Source organism: Marinactinospora thermotolerans DSM 45154, assembly GCF_900167435.1.
Taxonomy (GTDB): domain Bacteria; phylum Actinomycetota; class Actinomycetes; order Streptosporangiales; family Streptosporangiaceae; genus Marinactinospora; species Marinactinospora thermotolerans.
Genome location: NZ_FUWS01000004.1, coordinates 361,463 through 377,870, shown reverse-complemented (window position 1 = coordinate 377,870; position 16,408 = coordinate 361,463). Strand labels below are relative to the sequence as shown.

General features: G+C 71.9%; 14 protein-coding genes and 1 pseudogene. 8 read left to right on the top strand and 7 right to left on the bottom strand.

Features of this window, described 5'->3' with window-relative positions:
* Positions 1 to 462: 462 nt before the first annotated feature.
* On the bottom strand, positions 463 to 1,179 hold the full coding sequence (locus tag B5D66_RS09560) for an Atu4866 domain-containing protein (RefSeq protein ID WP_078761287.1): 717 nt from the start codon (positions 1,177 to 1,179) through the stop codon (positions 463 to 465).
* Positions 1,180 to 1,316: 137 nt separating this feature from the next.
* Between B5D66_RS09560 and B5D66_RS09555 the strand changes: the two genes are divergently transcribed.
* Positions 1,317 to 2,165 (top strand): helix-turn-helix domain-containing protein, encoded by an 849-nt coding sequence (locus B5D66_RS09555; protein ID WP_078761286.1) that lies wholly within the window; start codon positions 1,317 to 1,319, stop codon positions 2,163 to 2,165.
* 178 nt (positions 2,166 to 2,343) lie between these two features.
* On the opposite strand, the gene B5D66_RS09550 is transcribed toward B5D66_RS09555, so the two are convergent.
* Positions 2,344 to 2,862 (bottom strand): DUF4291 domain-containing protein, encoded by a 519-nt coding sequence (locus B5D66_RS09550; protein ID WP_078761285.1) that lies wholly within the window; start codon positions 2,860 to 2,862, stop codon positions 2,344 to 2,346.
* Between the two features lie 52 nt (positions 2,863 to 2,914).
* On the opposite strand from B5D66_RS09550, the gene B5D66_RS25010 reads away from it, so the two are divergent.
* Positions 2,915 to 3,097 carry a hypothetical protein gene (locus tag B5D66_RS25010; protein ID WP_144390052.1) on the top strand — a complete coding sequence of 61 codons (183 nt, stop codon included), beginning with the start codon at positions 2,915 to 2,917 and terminating at the stop codon, positions 3,095 to 3,097.
* Between the two features lie 561 nt (positions 3,098 to 3,658).
* Here the strand turns inward: B5D66_RS25010 and B5D66_RS09545 are convergent.
* Positions 3,659 to 4,549 (bottom strand): aminoglycoside phosphotransferase family protein, encoded by an 891-nt coding sequence (locus tag B5D66_RS09545; RefSeq protein WP_078761284.1) that lies wholly within the window; start codon positions 4,547 to 4,549, stop codon positions 3,659 to 3,661.
* Positions 4,550 to 5,031: 482 nt separating this feature from the next.
* On the opposite strand from B5D66_RS09545, the gene argG reads away from it, so the two are divergent.
* Positions 5,032 to 6,480 (top strand): argininosuccinate synthase, encoded by a 1,449-nt coding sequence (gene argG, locus B5D66_RS09540; RefSeq protein WP_078761283.1) that lies wholly within the window; start codon positions 5,032 to 5,034, stop codon positions 6,478 to 6,480.
* Positions 6,481 to 6,801: 321 nt separating this feature from the next.
* Here argG and B5D66_RS09535 read toward each other — a convergent pair whose 3' ends face one another.
* Positions 6,802 to 7,026, bottom strand: coding sequence for a DUF397 domain-containing protein (locus B5D66_RS09535; RefSeq protein ID WP_078761282.1), 225 nt, complete (start codon positions 7,024 to 7,026; stop codon positions 6,802 to 6,804).
* A gap of 702 nt (positions 7,027 to 7,728) precedes the next feature.
* Here B5D66_RS09535 and B5D66_RS09530 point away from each other — a divergent pair.
* Positions 7,729 to 8,070 (top strand): STAS domain-containing protein, encoded by a 342-nt coding sequence (locus tag B5D66_RS09530; RefSeq protein WP_159457246.1) that lies wholly within the window; start codon positions 7,729 to 7,731, stop codon positions 8,068 to 8,070.
* Positions 8,071 to 8,897: 827 nt separating this feature from the next.
* Positions 8,898 to 9,866, top strand: a complete 969-nt coding sequence (locus B5D66_RS09525) for an ArsR/SmtB family transcription factor (RefSeq protein WP_078761280.1) — start codon at positions 8,898 to 8,900, stop codon at positions 9,864 to 9,866.
* Between the two features lie 139 nt (positions 9,867 to 10,005).
* Here B5D66_RS09525 and B5D66_RS09520 read toward each other — a convergent pair whose 3' ends face one another.
* Positions 10,006 to 10,446, bottom strand: a complete 441-nt coding sequence (locus B5D66_RS09520) for an NUDIX domain-containing protein (protein WP_235000890.1) — start codon at positions 10,444 to 10,446, stop codon at positions 10,006 to 10,008.
* Positions 10,447 to 10,691: 245 nt separating this feature from the next.
* Positions 10,692 to 11,966, bottom strand: a complete 1,275-nt coding sequence (locus B5D66_RS09515) for a cytochrome P450 family protein (protein WP_078761279.1) — start codon at positions 11,964 to 11,966, stop codon at positions 10,692 to 10,694.
* 1,217 nt (positions 11,967 to 13,183) lie between these two features.
* On the opposite strand from B5D66_RS09515, the gene B5D66_RS09510 reads away from it, so the two are divergent.
* From B5D66_RS09510 to B5D66_RS09500, 3 genes and pseudogenes are all read left to right on the top strand, one after another.
* Positions 13,184 to 13,432, top strand: coding sequence for a hypothetical protein (locus B5D66_RS09510; RefSeq protein WP_078761278.1), 249 nt, complete (start codon positions 13,184 to 13,186; stop codon positions 13,430 to 13,432).
* Between the two features lie 492 nt (positions 13,433 to 13,924).
* Positions 13,925 to 14,428 (top strand): annotated as a pseudogene (locus tag B5D66_RS09505) (flavoprotein); the annotation flags it as partial.
* Positions 14,429 to 14,576: 148 nt separating this feature from the next.
* Complete coding sequence (locus B5D66_RS09500) at positions 14,577 to 14,909, top strand: hypothetical protein (RefSeq protein ID WP_078761276.1); 333 nt, start codon at positions 14,577 to 14,579, stop codon at positions 14,907 to 14,909.
* A gap of 81 nt (positions 14,910 to 14,990) precedes the next feature.
* On the opposite strand, the gene B5D66_RS09495 is transcribed toward B5D66_RS09500, so the two are convergent.
* Positions 14,991 to 16,364, bottom strand: coding sequence for a sugar porter family MFS transporter (locus tag B5D66_RS09495; protein WP_078761275.1), 1,374 nt, complete (start codon positions 16,362 to 16,364; stop codon positions 14,991 to 14,993).
* Positions 16,365 to 16,408: the final 44 nt, after the last annotated feature.

The following is a 16,408-nucleotide window of genomic DNA, read 5'->3' as shown; positions in this document are numbered from 1 at the left end:
CCACGCCGACGCGCACCCGTCGGCCGACATCCCGCCGGACCCCACCCGCTCCGGCTCCTTCGGAGCCGAGCCCGGTGCCGGCCTGATCCCCACGCGAAGACGGGACCCCCTCCCGCCCGAACGTGGGAGACGTTCCCACCGTCCACGAGCGGCAGGCCGCGACCGCCGGCTTCGGCGCCGCTCGTGAACAGGACGGTCCCGATCCGCCCTTCTAGGGCCTCCCCACGGGTCGCCCCTGCGTCGTCACACCGAGGGTTCTCCCGTCACCCGGCCATGTCGTCACCGGGCGCCCGTCGCGGCTTTCGCCGGACGGTGCCGGCGGTGGCCAGGGGACGCCGGTGGACGGCTCCGCCGCCCCGGTCGAGGGAGCCCGGTCACGGGTTCGGCCCCGAAGCCGCGCCTATCGGATCGGCGCCGCCGGTGACCGGTCCGGTGTTTCGCGGCCCATGGCGGCCGGGGCGCTCAGCGTCGGTGGAAGACGTAGCCGGCGTGGTGGAGCACGCCGTCCACGAAATCGCCGTAGGCCCAGAATCCCAGGTCGTCGTGGTAGACGATCCGGTCCCCCTCGATCCAGAACGACCCCTGGTAGGCGTGCGGGCGTCCGCCCCGGGTCTCGTCGTAGCGGCCGTCGGCGGTCAGCTCCTGGTGGATGAACCCCGTCTCGTCGATCCACATGCCGAGGTGGGGGCTGTCCACGGGCGTCCGCCGCGCGAACCGCTCCTCCCGGGGTTCGACGAGACGGCGCCCGTTGAGGAGGGTGATCTCGCCGTCGACGACGATGGCGGCGGCCTGCTCGGGACGCCAGACCACCCGTTGCAGGGCCGGGGTCGTGGCGTGGCCTCCGGAGATCACGGCGAAGGTCGCCGGGTTGCCGGGCGCCAGCGTGCCCACTCTTTCGGAGGGGCGTCGGCGCAGTCCGGCGACGGCGTCGTCCTCCACGATGCCCGGGACGATGGTCAGTCCCGCGCAGTCCACGACGATCGCACCGTCGTCTTCGGCGGCGGTGTGCAGGCCGGTGCCGACGCCGACGATCACCTTCCCGCCCAGGAGCAGGTCGGCGTCGGACAGGTCGCCGATCATCGGGTCGAGCGTGTGTATGGTGGCGCCGACGAACAGCAACGGGCGGTGCGGCTCAGCGGCGATGGTCGTCAACAGGTCCTCGTCGAATCGGATGCTCATGGCCCACTTCCGCAGGGAGAGAGAGGTGTCAGGGACGCCTCCCACCCTGGGCGCCGGGCGGGCGGACAGCCAGGCCGGGGCGTCCCAGGGTGCGACACACCCTGGGAAGGCCCGGCCCCGCCGCCTAGGCTGACGGCATGTCCCGCACCGAACTCGGAGCCTTCCTCGTTGCCAGGCGCGCCCGCCTCGCCCCGGACGACGTCGGACTGGCCTCCAGCGGCACGCGCCGGGTGGCCGGATTGCGTCGCGAGGAGGTCGCGATCCTGGCCGGGGTGAGCGTCGACTACTACACCCGGCTGGAACAGGGCAGGGAGCGCCACCCCTCAGCCTCGGTCCTGGACGCCGTCGCCCGCGCCCTGCGTCTGGAACCCGACGCCCGCGACCACCTGTTCCGGCTGGCCCGGGTCTCGCCCGAGCACCTGGCCGCGCCCGCCCGGCCCCACGTCGACCCCCACCTGCGCGCGCTGCTCGACGCCTGGCCGGACACCCCCGCGCTGCTCATGGACCGGCGGTTGGACCTGCTGGCGGCCAACGCGCTGGGAGACGCGCTCTACGCCGACTTCACCGAGACCGACAACCTGCTGCGGATGACCTTCCTGGACCCTGTGGGAGAGGTCTTCTTCGCCGACTGGCACCGGGCCGCGCGGGCCTGCGTGGCCAACCTGCGCCTGGCGTTGGGCCACGATCCGCACGACCGGCGGGTGCTGGCCCTCGTCGAGGAGGCGGATCGCGGCAATCCCCGGTTCCGGGAGCTGTGGGAGGAACACGAGGTGCGCGGCAAGACCCACGAGGCCAAGACGTTCAGGCACGGCGCCGTGGGCGAGCTGACCCTCTCCTCGCACACGTTCGACGTGCGCGGACAGGACGGACTCCAGTTGGTCGTGTACCGGGCCGAACCCGGTAGTCCCGACCAGCAGGCGCTGCGGTTGCTGGGCTCCCTGTCCGCCGTGCCGCTCGGCCGGACGGCGGGCGGCCACACCGGGTGAGGGCCGCCGGCCCGTCCCCGGTCGGGGAGGAGGCCCGCGCCGGGATGTCGATGGTCCGGACCGGGGCGTCACGTCGCCGCGCGTCTCCCTCCCACTACGCGCCCTTCCCGATGGCGTCCGGCAGCGCCGCGAGAGCACGGTCGGTGCCGTGGCGTGCCGCCCCCGGGGAGGCCGGCGGTCACCCGCCGGGGAGAAGGCGGCCCGCCAGATCCGGGGGCAGCGGGTAGACGCGCTCCGGGGGCAGCAGCCGCCGGAACCTCGCGGCGTGGCCCGTCCGAATGGAGGAGGCGGCCCTGCGCACCTGCGGGGTGAGATCGGTGAGGCCGACGGTCCAGTCATCGGCGAAGGCGCGGATCAGGTGGCGGCCGATGCCGACCTGGATGCTGTAGTGGTTGAGGGCCGCCCCGCGCGGCGAGCGCTCCGGATCCCACTGGACGTGCACGGGCGCCTGGGCCACGGCCGACGGGTCCGCGGTGGTGAGCACGGCTCGGGACAGGGCCTCCTCCCAGCCGTCCCGGGTCATCCGGACCGCGAGCACCCGTTCCTGGCCGGGCTTGCGACCCCAGTTGCCGCGGTGCATCAGCCACGTGAACGACGGCTTGATCCACGTCATCCGGTGGAAGGAGAACGGCGCGACGAAGCGGCCCGCCCGCAACGCCGCGTCGGACGGGATCCAGGTCCAGAGTGTGAAGATCACGGCCTACCGGGCCGCTCCCGTGCGTACCACGCCGTACGCGGACGCCCACCGGGTGAGAACGATCCAGCCTGGGGGGTGCATCTACGTGGACTGCTTCGTCTGGAACAGCCACGGCAACCGCTGGTACCGCACCGGCGCGGGACACTACACCTACGCGCCGCAACTACCTCTCCTACCCCAACATCTACGAGTGCTGACACATCTGGTCGCCGGCTTCGGCGGGACCGGCAGGTAGTGGTTCCCTGAGCCCATCGGCGCTGTCCGGGACCTCCACGGTCCATCGCGGGCGCACAGCCTCGATACCTGAGGAGAAGGACCTGGTGGCGGTGCAGGGACGCGCGTGGGAACACCGCGCGCGTCCCGACCGGTTCTCGCGACGCGCTCTCACGCCGGTCGAAACCGTGGGGCGGGGCGGTTGTCGCCCGCCCCGCTCGCGTGGCCGTCGGTCCCGTGGCACGGTGACCGCGCCCGCGTCCCGACGAGCCGGAACGGTGGGTGTCGACGATCTCGGTGCGTGGATCCGCCAGAGGCGGCCGAGGGCGGCTGTCAGCGGCGGGAGCCTCAGACTGCTGTGGCCCGGCTGTCCCTCCGCTGGCGGTTCCCTCCGGGCGCCGCCACCCGCCCTCCCTCCCCGACCGTCGTGGCAACGCCGCTGGGACCTACGGTGGCTTCCCGGATCGGCGCCGTCGATGGCAGTCGTCACGCGATGTCGGGGCGGACAGGGCGCCCTGCCCCTCGCCTCGGTCGGCCACAGCGGACGGTACGGCGAGTCGGCCGGCGACGATGCCGGCGGAGGTCAGGATGGGTCGGCGAGGACCTCGCCGATCACGTGGCGGGCGTTGGCCGCCAGCACCGGATTGGTGTGCCGGTAGTAGGGGAGCTGGATGAGCGCGATCGACAGCGCCCAACCGCGGCCCCTGATCCAGGTGGCCTCGTCGACGTCCAGCCTCTCCCGGAAGACGCCGCGGGCTGAGGCCGGCAGCAGGTTCCAGGCGACGATCAGGTCCACCGTGGGGTCGCCCGTGCCCGCGGCGGCGAAGTCGATGACGGCGCCGAGCCTGCCGTCCACGGTCAGCAGGTTGCCCGGGGACAGATCCGCGTGCATCCACACGGCCGGCCCTCGCCGTTCGGGGACGCGCAGGGCCTCCTCCCACACCGCGGTCGCCGCCGCGACGTCGATCTCCCCTTCCAGCTGCGCGAGCGCCGCGCGCGTGGGCGCGTCCCGTTCGGCCAGGGGCACGCCGCGCTCCGCGGCCGGGCCACCGATGGGGTCGACCGCGCGCAGTGCCGCGACGAACTCCGCCAGGTCCTCGGCCAGTCCGTCCGGATCGGCGAGGGAGTCCACCCGCGGGTTGGTCCCCTCCAGCCACTGATAGACCGACCAGGGCCAGGGGTAGGCCGGGGTGGGACGTCCCTCCCTCAGTGGCCGGGGAACGGGGACGGGGAGGTGCGCGGCCAGCCGGGGAAGCCAGCGCAGTTCGTGCGCGACACCGTTCACGGCTCCGGGGATGCGCGGCAGCCGTACGACCATCTCCTCCCCCAGCCGGTACATGGCGTTGTCGGTCCCGCTGGACTCCACCGGTTCGACCGATAGGCCCGACCAGTCGGGGAACTGCTCGGCGACCAGCCGGTGCACGAGGGTTTCGTCGATATCGGCCTCGTCCGCGTGCATCCTCACAGCGCGCATCCACCACCTTCGTCACGGCCTCGGGTCCATCCACCGAAGCGGTGGCGTTCATCGAACCCTCGTTCGTCTCGGACGGCAACACGTTTTCCCGTGTCTCCCTCTCGGCGCAGGGGACCGGGCCTTTCGCGGTCCGTCCACGCCGCCGTTCCCGCGCGGCGCCGCGGCCGTCGCTTCGGGAGTTCGTCGAGGGCCACGCCGCGCGCCCCCGTCCTCCGCGCCCGGCCTTCCCGCCTCTTCGCGCCGCCTTTTGAAGCGAGGGGCCCCTTCGTCACGTCCCGGGACGGTGGACGAACGCGGCCCGCCGATCCCGGGGCGCGCAACGCTCCGGCCGGTCGGCGGGGCGGGATCGTCTCGCAGGCGCGCACCACGGCGGGGCCCGCCGGTCGGCAACGGGTGGGGAAGGGGGAGGCCCTCGTCGCTGGTGGCGCGTCACATCCACAACGGGATTGCATGCTCATGCGTTAACGTGCATACTTTTACTCATGTCCAAGGTCCTCTCCTCCCTGCCTGTCGGCGAGCGCGTCGGGATCGCCTTCTCCGGCGGCCTCGACACCTCCGTAGCGGTCGCGTGGATGCGCGAAAAGGGCGCCGTTCCCTGCACCTACACCGCCGACATCGGCCAGTACGACGAACCCGACATCGCCTCGGTGCCCGGCCGCGCCGCGCAGTACGGCGCCGAGGTCGCCCGGTTGGTCGACTGCCGGGCGGCCCTCGTGGAGGAGGGACTCGCGGCCCTGGCCTGCGGGGCGTTCCACATCCGATCCGGCGGCCGTTCCTACTTCAACACCACCCCGCTCGGCCGAGCCGTCACGGGCACCATGCTGGTGCGCGCGATGCTCGAGGACGACGTGCAGATCTGGGGCGACGGCTCCACCTTCAAGGGCAACGACATCGAGCGGTTCTACCGTTACGGTCTGCTCGCCAACCCCTCCCTGCGGATCTACAAGCCGTGGCTGGACGCCGAGTTCGTCGGCGAGCTCGGCGGGCGCAAGGAGATGTCGGAGTGGTTGCTGGCCCGCGGCCTGCCCTACCGGGACAGCGTGGAGAAGGCCTACTCCACCGACGCCAACATCTGGGGCGCCACCCACGAGGCCAAGTCCCTGGAGCACCTCGACACCGGCATCGAGATCGTCGAGCCGATCATGGGCGTCCGCTTCTGGGACCCCGACGTCGAGATCCACGCCGAGGACGTCACGATCGGCTTCGAACAGGGGCGTCCGGTCACCATCAACGGCAAGGAGTTCGGCTCCGCCGTCGAACTGGTGCTGGAGGCCAACGCGATCGGCGGCCGGCACGGCCTCGGCATGTCCGACCAGATCGAGAACCGGATCATCGAGGCCAAGAGCCGCGGCATCTACGAGGCGCCGGGCATGGCGCTGCTGCACGCGGCCTACGAGCGTCTGGTCAACGCGATCCACAACGAGGACACCATCGCCACCTACCACAACGAGGGCCGGCGGCTGGGCAGGCTCATGTACGAGGGGCGCTGGCTGGACCCGCAGGCGCTGATGCTGCGCGAGTCGCTCCAGCGCTGGGTCGGGATGGCCGTCACCGGCGAGGTGACCCTGCGGCTGCGGCGTGGCGAGGACTACTCCATCCTGGACACCTCCGGCCCGGCTCTCAGCTACCACCCGGACAAGCTCTCCATGGAGCGGACCCAGGACTCCGCCTTCGGCCCGGTCGACCGCATCGGCCAGCTGACCATGCGCAACCTCGACATCGCCGACTCCCGGGCCAAGCTGGAGCACTACGCCGGGATCGGCATGGTCGGCGGCCGGCAGTCGACGTCCGTCGGCGCGGCGCAGGCGGCCTCGACCGGCCTGATCGGCGCGATGCAGGAGGGCGGCGCCGAGGCGATCGCCTCCCGGGGCGAGGCGCCCGGTGGCGACGAACTGCTTGACCAGGCGGCGATGGAGTCCGGCACCGACTGACGACGAGGACGAGGGCCGCCGTCGTCCTGCGGCCCGCTCTGTCCCTGGACATGCCCCTCCCCTCGGCCGGGAGGGGCACGTCCGGATCTGTGCGCCGTCCTCGGGGCCGGCGGCGGTGCCAGGCATCGCCTGGGGGCTCGGTGCCACCTCCGGTGCTGGAACCCGTGTCCTGGTGTGCGCCGCCCACGCCGATGCGCCGTCCCGAGGACGGGACGGCGATCCGCCGGAGTTCTCACCGTTGGACGGGCACCACGCCGGCCCGGCGAAGCGCGCCGGCCGTCCTGTTGGAGGCCGCGACCGCGCCGCCGGACCGGTCCGGTGTCACAGGAGTTCGCCGCGGACGTCGCGCAGGAAGACGGCCCACTCGGCGGGGACGACGGCGGGACGGCCGCGCCCGAAACCCTCGGAGTCGCGGACCGGCGCGCTATGGCGGGACTTTGCCGGGGCCTCCGGACGGGTGGAGCGACCGGAGCCGGGGAAGGCGGCCTCGACGCGGTTGTCGACGTTCGCGCTGTGGCTGGACGTGAGGAAGAGGGGATCGCTCATACCGGGTGGTGTACCCACATCCCGGTCTTCTCGTCATGTCCACCTCCGGCACCGGCCCACCTCACCCTGAGGCGCAGCCCGAGCCACGCGGTCTTCCCGCGTGCGAGGCGTGTCCGATGCCGGGAAGGGCCGGCGCGGGATGGTGGTACGGCCGCGACCCGGGCGACGGCCCGGCAGCGTCGTGCCCGGTTCTCGCCCCTGCCCCGAGGCCCCGCCGCGGGGACGGACGCCTGTCATCAGCCCTGGATCGGGGCGTGCCGGTGCGCGGGCCGCGCACGGCCACACCGTCGAGAGGGACGAGCCCGGTCACCGTGAGCGTCGCGATGTCACCCGCCCGGGACAGGACGGAGAGGATCCGCCGCGCCCGGCCGAAGCGAGCCCGCCCGGCAACGGCGTGGTATCGGTGCGCAGGCCCTGGGAAAACGCAACGAGGTCGGCCCCGGGCGGCGATGCCGGGGTGGCCGTCCTCCCGCACCCGATCCCGCCGGGCCGGCCGAACCGGTCCGTCCGTCCGCGGAGGCTCCGGCCGTTCTCGTCCGCCCCGGACGGCCGGAACCAGAGGCCACAGCCGGGACGCGTCCGGTCGGTCCCCGGATCGTCCAGTCACGTTGCCCCTGCTCGGGTCGGGATGCGACGATGGTCCACCACGTTTCGGCGCTCTCGCCGTCATGTGTCTCCTGGAGATGGAAGGTCTCCGCTGCCATGCACGCCCCCTGCGCACGCGACGCCCCCCTCGTGGTCCCCGCCCCGGTCGAGATCGACATGACCGTCGCCGACGACTTCGCCGAAGCCCTGAGCGACGCGGTCGCCACGGGCCCGGCCTGTGTCGTCGTGGACATGTCCCGCACGGTCTTCTGTGACTCCTCCGGCATCGCCGCGATCATGGCCGCGCTCGGCCAGGCGGGCCCGGAGGGGCCGGCCCTGGTGCTGGCCGTCCCTGATGCGCAGGTCCGTCGCGTCCTCTCGCTGGTCGGCCTGGACCTGCTCGTTCCCATCCACCACGACCTCGACACCGCCCTGCGTGGAGGCTCCGCCGCCACGTAGCCGAGGGGATCGGCACGGCGACAGCCCCTCGGGAAAAGAGGGGCCGTCCCCGCGAGGTGCCCTTAGCGCGCTCGTGTCGGACCGGCTTCACGTGGGGTGTTGCATCCTCGTCGGGGAGGGGAAGGGGGCTCAACCCTCCCCGACGGGGGCAGGCGGGGCCTACGCGCCGGGACGCTGCGTCGCCGGACCGGGCTGTTCCCGGATGGCTGCGGGAAAGCGGCGTAGGCCATATGGGGGTTTCGGACGTCCCTTCACGCTGAGGGCCGGTCCGGCGCGAGATCGGGCCGTGGTGCCGCACCGTCCACGGCGCCGCGGCCCGACCCGCGTGGTGGCGGTCGCTGGAGGCACCGGGCGCGACATCGGGCGATCACGCCGACGAGGATCTCGCCGTCGACGCCTCCTGCTCCGTTGTCCCGTCCCGCCGCGGGCGTCCGCCGTCGTCGCCCCGCCCGCCGACATCACCCCCGTGACAAGCGTCGCGGCGCCGGTCTCCACCCTGTCTTCCTCGACCGTTTCGTGTGGATCCCCCGTCGATCGCGTCGCCAACGCTAGCCGCCCCCACCGGCCCGGTACAGACCCGCGCGCTACCTTTCGGTGTCCGCCGAAACCACCAGGTCGGTGTGGTGCGCCCCGAGACCGGCCACCCGCGGCGGGAATGCTCGGGGCCGCAACCGCGTGGAACCGCCGGCGGGGCGCCCTGCGGGGGTTCCCTACTCTGGGCGGTGTCGGGGAGGCCGACTCGGCCGACGGAGGATATTTCCGCGCCGGCGCGGCCTCCCGACCTGTCCTGTACTCGCGCCGTTCGAGAAACAGCGGAACGGATCCCGATGTTGCGCATCCATTTCTCTTCCACCGACTGGGAGAAGGTGCGGGTCCTCCCCCGACCCGACCCCATGTGGGAGATCCTGCTCAGCCTGTACATGCTGGCCGAGGCGTCCGACGAACTGGTCTTCGGACCATGGCGACGGCGTGTCCTCACCCGGCTGCCCCCCGCCGGTCGCGCGCTGCTCGACCTCGTGCCGGCCCAGGGCTACGCCCCGGACTTCCTCAGCCCCGTCGCGGGGCCGGACCTGTCCGACGGCCTCGAAGCGCTCCTCGCCACCCCACGCCGGCAGATCGCCCGTGACCTCGACCTGAGGTTCGCGGGTGGTCCACGTCCGGCCTGGACCAGCGGCCTCGTCCGCAAGGAGGCGGGCGCCATGCGCCTGCTGTCGCGTGCGGTGACCTGCTATTTCGAGATCGCCCTGCGCCCCTACTGGGACTACATCTCTCACAAGGCCCAGCACGGCGCGCGAGAGGCCGCCGCCCCCGGCGGGGCGGTGGCGCCGATCACGCGCGCGGCGAAGACGCCGCCGAGCCGGATGAGCACGATCGAGCTCGACTACGGTGTCGACCAGGACATGCACCTGGGAGGCCGTGGCCTGCTCCTGATTCCGGCGTTCTTCTGTGCGACCAACCCGGTGACCTTCCTGGACCCCGCCCTGCCGCCGGTGCTGCTCTACCCGGTGCGCCACGAGCCGCTGTCCTTCCTGGCCAGGGCCTCCGAGAGGCAACGGCCGGCGGGGGACACGCTGGCCCGGCTGCTCGGACGCACCCGCGCCGCGGTCCTGCGCGCGCTCACCAGCGAGCACACCACCGGCGAACTCGCGCGCAGTCTGGACATCTCGCTGTCCTCGGCCAGCGAGCACACCTCGCTGCTGCGCGACGCCGGCCTGGTGGCCAGCGAACGACACGGGGCCACGGTCCGTCACGTCCTCACCCCACTGGGGTTGGACCTGCTCCACCCACCCTCCTGACACTCCCCACCTCTGCGGCGTGGGCCGCCCGCACGCGGGCGGCCCACGCGAGGCGGTGACCTCCGACGGGAGAGGCGGTCCCGGGGCCGCCGGCGTGCCGGGCACCGGCGCGGGGTGGGAGCGGCCGGGGAGCGCGGGCTCACAGTCCGAGAGCGGACTTGGGACCCGCGTAGCGCCCGGCGCCGGGGAACCCTTCCGCCACGAGCTCGACGAACCGCTCACCGAACCCGCGTTCGCCCAGTTCATGGAACGGCACGAACTCCACGCCGAGGATCGGCCGGAAGTCGGCGCCGGGCGCGATGTCGCCGAGGCGCCCGCCCAGCCGGCGCACCTCGAAGGTGATGTGGAGGACGTGCAGGCCCTCGGCCGGCACGAGGTGGTCGCACAGGTACAGCAGCCTGACGACCTCCACCCGGAGTCCGGTCTCCTCGCGCATCTCGCGCGTCATGGAGTCGGCGAGGGACTCCCCCTCCTCGACCTTCCCGCCGGGCAGGTGCCACCGGCGGGCTCCACCGCCCTCCTGCTCCACCAGCAGAAGGCGGTCGTCCTCGACGAGGACGCCTGTCACACGGGTCAGCACACGAGGACCCTAGGGCAGGCCGGGGACGGTTCGAGCGGGTTTCCCCGAGAATCCGCGTCCCCGTGGACGGCACGGCCGCCCGCCTCGGCGGGAGCCCGGCACGCTCTCGCTGGCCCGCCCGGGCCGGGGGCCGCGGCGGTGGGCGCCATGGACCTCGCGCGTTCACCGCCCGCCGGAACGGGAGGGGACGCGGCCCGCCCGCGGCGTCGAGGTCCACGGCCACGCGCAGCGCCCCTCGTCCGCCCTCAGTGGCACCACCAGCGTGTCAGCCAGGCCCTCCCCTTTCCCCTACGGCGTGGCCTCGGCCGTGCGGGCCGGCCGGGGCCCAGAGCCCGGGTGGCGGAGGCGGGACGGCCGGGGACGAAGCGCACGGGCAGCGCGTCGAAGGCGTTGAGGAGGGGCCCCGGCCGGGGCCGGAGTTCCTCCACCCGCAGGGCCAGGCGGGGTTCTCGCAGGCGGCGCAGCACGGCGGTGACGCCCTGCTCGGTGATCTCCCACGCGAGGGAGCGGGCCGGGCAGGTGTGCGTTCCCGCCCCCCAGGTCAGAAGGGTGTGTTCGGCGTCCTCGACGTGGTGGGCGAGGGCCGGGTCCTCGTGGGCGGGTTCGAAACCGATGGCCACCCCCTCGCCCGCGCCTATGCGAACCCCGGCGATGTCGGTGTCCTGGATGGCGTAGCGCGCCGGCCACACCCGCAACGGGGGGCGCACCCGGCACGCGCGCCGGACCGCCCTTCCGACGTCGACGTGCGAGAGGACCGGACCCCGCTCGGGAGCGGGGTCCGCCAGCAGCTCGACCAGGGTGTTGGCGATGAGATGGGCCGTGAGATCGTTTCCGGCGGCGATGTAGGACATCAGGCCGTGCCGGATCTCGGTCTCGCTGAGCCGCGAGGGATGGGTGATCATCCAGCTCGCCAGGTCCTCGCCGGGCCAGCGTCGGGCGCGGGCGGTCAGTTCCGCGAAGAACGCCTCCAGTTCGGCGGCGGCCGGGTCCGCCGTGGCGGGGTCGCAGTCCCAGAACCGGGAGGCGAGTTCGGCCAGACGCAGCCCGTTCCCGTCCGAGAGCCCATAGGCGCGACTGAGCACGAGGATCGGCAGGCGCGTGGCGAACTCGCCGATCAGGTCGGCGTGACCGCGTTCGATGAAGGAGTCGATGAGGCGGTCGGTGATGGCGGTGATCTCCTGGCCCATCCCCCGCGCGGTGAGCTTGGCGAGTCCGTCCACGAGGGGCGCGCGGCGCCGCCGGTGGGTCTCCCCGTCCGAGGTCAGGGCGTTGTCGCGCGGTGCCGTGAGCGGAAGCAGACCGGCTTCGCCCACCCGTCCGGAGTGGAACTCCTCCCAGTGCCGGGGGTCGTTGGACAACGTGGGACTGCACAGGGCCTGCGCGGTGGCCTCGTAGGTGAGGGTGAGCCAGACACGGACACCGGGGGCGATCTCGACGGGGGCGAGGGGGCCGTGGAGACGGCGTAACCACTCCCAGGGGGAATTCCGGCCTGGCGTGTGTTGTGGATCCGGCCGGGGCAACGGCTCTGCCTCGGTGGAGCGCAGCGGACATCTTCTTGTCGCGTTCCTTGGTTCCGGGGGGAACATCACATCGCTTTCATTCGTCGTTTTCACCGCCTGTCGTATCCATGGCCGGGTGTTTTCGGTCACAGTAAACCTAAGGTCTCGGTAACCGGCTCCACCGCCCGTGTCCGAATCTCGGTACGACCGGCAAGAGTTCCGTATTCGTCGTGGCTATGGAAACGGGAACCGGCGCCGGCTGGACGCATACCGACGCGTTCGCGCAAACGCTCGATCGGGATGCCGCGCGGCGCGGGAACGATCCGTTGAGAGACCGAGGAGATGTCCTCACCTCTGGAGGTGGGCAACGCGATCCATCGTTTCCCGAAAGAGGAGGGCGAGACCCCGGTCCGGTAGGCCGCCATTCGTGTTTCCCGGCGGGCCGGCTGGAGAACCCTGACGGCCTCAAGGCCGCGTTCGGGGAAGGCGACCGCTCCCTCTCGGGAGACGGCGGGCCACCGCGTCCGCGCGCTGCGCTCCGCCGGCAGGGACCAGAGGGGGAACTCGGCCGGGAGAAGACGGTGGAGCGTCATCCGCGACACGCCCGCCCCGCTGGTGACGGCCTCCGTCGGCGGTCCGGCGGGTGGGTTTTCACGCCGTCCGTTGGCACACGGCCGGCACGGTCCCAGAGGCTGGAGCCGTACTCCCGCCGCAGGTCGTGAAATTCCTTGAGTGCGTTCACTGAATCGCCCCCTTTCACGGTGATCGCGTCGGAACAATACAGCAGACAGTTGGAAAGTTACAGTTGCAACTATTGTGATAACAGATGTCCTCTGACGGTGCTGTCCGAGGTGCCCGGCGTGGTCATGGAACCTTTTCTAACGTTTGAAAAGAACGTCAGGTGATGTCCGTGTATGTCCGTGGGGCCGGTATCGGCCAGGAGAATACGGTTCGGGAAACCGGCGCGCCCCGGTGTTACTTCTCCGTCATATCCATCTCCGGACTTGGAATCGGTCATTCCGCTCGAGAAGCGACGTTCCAGTCGAGAGGCGCCAAGGTGTCATCCGGGACCGGGGCGCTCGCGGCCCGATGTCCGCGGCTGGTATTCCACCCCCACCGTCCTCACCGGACCAGGCGGAATAAACCCCTGGTCCGGGGTAGGGCATGAGCCTCCGCCCCGGCCGCTTCGAAACGGCGGGCGGAACGGTCCCGAACCTCCCGACGAGAAGGTCCGTCCCGTGTGCGACATCCTGCCCCGGCACATTCTCGCGCTGATGCACGCCCCCACTGACGCCATCATCACGGTGCGCCCCGAGGGGCGGGTGCGTATCGTCCGCAGGCACGAGGCCGCGGGCGATACGGTCGTCTACTCCCAGGCCCGGCTTCTCGCCGAAGGGGTCGTGTTCACCCCGGCCGCGCTGGAGGAGCTGGCGCGCCGGCTCACGGCCGGCGTCCGGAGGCGCGGGAAGGCCTCCCTCGTCGCCTGAAGGAGCGTTCCCCGACGTCACCACGCTGGCGCGGAGCCGCTGGCATTCCAACCGTTCTCATTTCGGGCCGTGCCTTCCCGGCACGCGGGTGCCTGCCTGCCGCCAGGGCGGACACGACCCCCGGCCGGATCCACCGCGTCGCTCCAAAGGACGGGCGCGAGTCGGTGCCCGGCCTATCACGAGGTCGACAGGTCGCTCACCCCACCGTGGAAACCCCGTCCGGCCCCTCACAAACCCGGCGTGGGGACGCCAACATGCTGCTCCCCCACGCGCGTGGGGACGACCGGTCGCCAAGTGGCGTCCTACGGGCACCTGCGCGGGCTGCTGCTGTTGGTCGACGGACGGCACGGTGTAAGGAAGCGGCGGAATCCGCCGGGGCCGTGCATGCACGACGGCGGGTGCACGGCCTGTCCTGGCGACGGCGCAGAACCTGTTGTGCCCGTGCCGGTAGAGGTCCGCCTCCTACACTGACCCCATGGCGAACCCCCGACGCTCTACCTCGTCCTCTCCGGCGTCCCCGCTCCCGAGGGTGTCCCGGAGCTGGTGGAGTTGCTCCAAGACGATGGCTGGCGGGTCGCCGCGTCGTCCACTCCCAACGGCGCCCGATTCCACGACCTGGGGCGGCTTGCCGAGCTGACCGGCGAGCGGGTCCGGGTGGAGTACCGGATGCCGGGTACCGGCGCGCCCCTGCCGCCCGCGGACGCGGTGCTGGCCTGCCCGCTCACCTTCAACTCCACCAACAAGTTCGCCCAGGGCATCGCGGACTGCTTCGCGATCGGCCTGCTGTGCGAGATGGTCGGCTACGGGGTGCCCACGGTCGTGGTGCCGCATTGCAAACCCCAGCTTGCGAGCCACCCGGCCTTCCATCGGAGCCTGGAGACACTGGAGTCGATGCCGGCCGTCACCTTGCTGCACGATCCCGACGCCCCCTACGAACGGCGCATGCCCTCTTGGGGGGAGATCGCCACCGCTTTGCGCTCCGTCGTCCCCCACTGATGAGGAGGAGGCCGTCGTGGACGCCACCACGCGGGGCCAGATCATCCGCCGCAGCCGCAAGCGCCGCGGCTACTCCCAATCCGTTCTCACCGGCCACCTCGGCCGCTCGGAGTCATGACTGTCCCAGGTCGAGCGAGGTAAGCGCGACGTGGACTCCCATGCCGTCCTCACCCGGCTGGCCGAAGTCCCACGGGTGAGCATCACCGACCTGACCGGGGACGACAGCCCCGAGGAGGCCGATATGAAGTACGCGGCCGCCCGCGAGATCGAGCGCGCCATGATGCGTTACACCAGCCTGGAGACCATCATCGAGGACGCCGGGGAGGGCCTTGCCGTAGACATCTCCCGGTTGCGCGCCGAGGTCGACCGCGCCTACGCGGCTTATCAGGCGACCCGCTACAACGAGGCCGGCCGTCATCTTCCCCGCCTCATCCAAGCGGTGGAGGCCGCCGCGCGCGGTCGTGGTTCCGACCGGCCATAGAGGGGGCGCGTGCCCCCCATTCGCCCCCCGGTCGGGGGCTGGACAACCCGACCGGGAGGCGGAAAAGGGCGCCTGAGCCGGCTATGTCCCCATCGACTCCAGGGTGCGCCCCTTCGTCTCGCTGATGAAGCGCCACACGAAGAGCAGCGACAGCACCGCGAACGCCGTGTAGATCAGGTAGGTGCCGGTCAGGTTCCAGTCGCGCAGAGCCGGGAACGTGATGGTGACCAGCCAGTTGGCGATCCACTGTGTGGCCGTCGCGACCGCCATGGCGGCGGCGCGGATGCGCAGCGGGAACATCTCCCCCAGCAGCACCCATGTCACCACACCCCACGACAGGGCGAAGAACAGCACGAAGGCGCTGGCCGAGGTGAGCGCGACCGCGCCCCACATGAACGGGAGGTTCGCCTGCTCGCCGACGACCTCGGCGTGGCTGAAGGCGAACGCGGTCGCCGCCAGCGACACGGCCATGCCGATGGAGCCGGTCAGCAGCAGCGGCTTGCGGCCGATGCGGTCCACCAGGCCGATCGCGATGAAGGTGCCGATGATGTTGACGATCGAGGTGAACAGCGACAACAGCAGCGAGTCGCTCTCCTGGATGCCCACCGACTGCCACAGCGACGCCGAGTAGTAGAAGATCACGTTGATGCCGACGAGCTGCTGGAACGCCGACAGCGCCATGCCGATCCACACGATCGGCAGCAGTCCGAAGCGGCCCCCGCGCAGGTCGCTCAGCTTCGGCTTGACCTCGGAGCCGAGCGCCCGCCTGATCTCGCGGATACGCTCGTCGACGTCTCCGCCCTCGACCTCGTTCAGGACCCGGCGGGCGCGTTCGGTCTTGCCCACGCGCACCAGGTAGCGCGGTGACTCCGGGATCGACAGGGTCAGCAGGAAGTAGATGACGGCCGGCACCAGCGCGGCGCCGAGCATCCACTGCCACGCCTGCAACGGGCCGAGCTGGTCCAGCGCGCTCCCCCCGGCCACGGAGGCCAGCGCGTAGTTGACGAGCTGGGAGACCGCGATGCCCAGGACGATCGCGAGCTGTTGCAGCGAGGCCAGCCGTCCCCGGTAGGCGGGAGGTGAGACCTCCGCGATGTAGGTGGGCGCGATGACCGAGGCGATGCCGATGGCGATACCGCCGACGACCCGCCAGAGAGCGAGGTCCCAGATGGCGAACGGCAGTGCCGAACCGATGGCGCTGATCCCGAACAGGACCGCGGCGACCTGCATCACGCGGATACGGCCGAACCGGTCGGCCAGTCCGCCGGCGATGGCGGCACCGACCGCGGAGCCGAGCAGCGCGGCGGCGACCGTGAACCCGGTCTCGGTCGCGCCGACCTGGAAGTGCTCCTCGATCGCGGCGACGGCGCCGTTGATCACCGAGCTGTCATAGCCGAAGAGGAAGCCGCCCATGGCGGCGGCGCCGGCGATCATCGCCACGTGGACGATGTTCATCTCCCCGCTCGCCCGCGCCCGCTCCGGGTCTGCTGTTGACACGA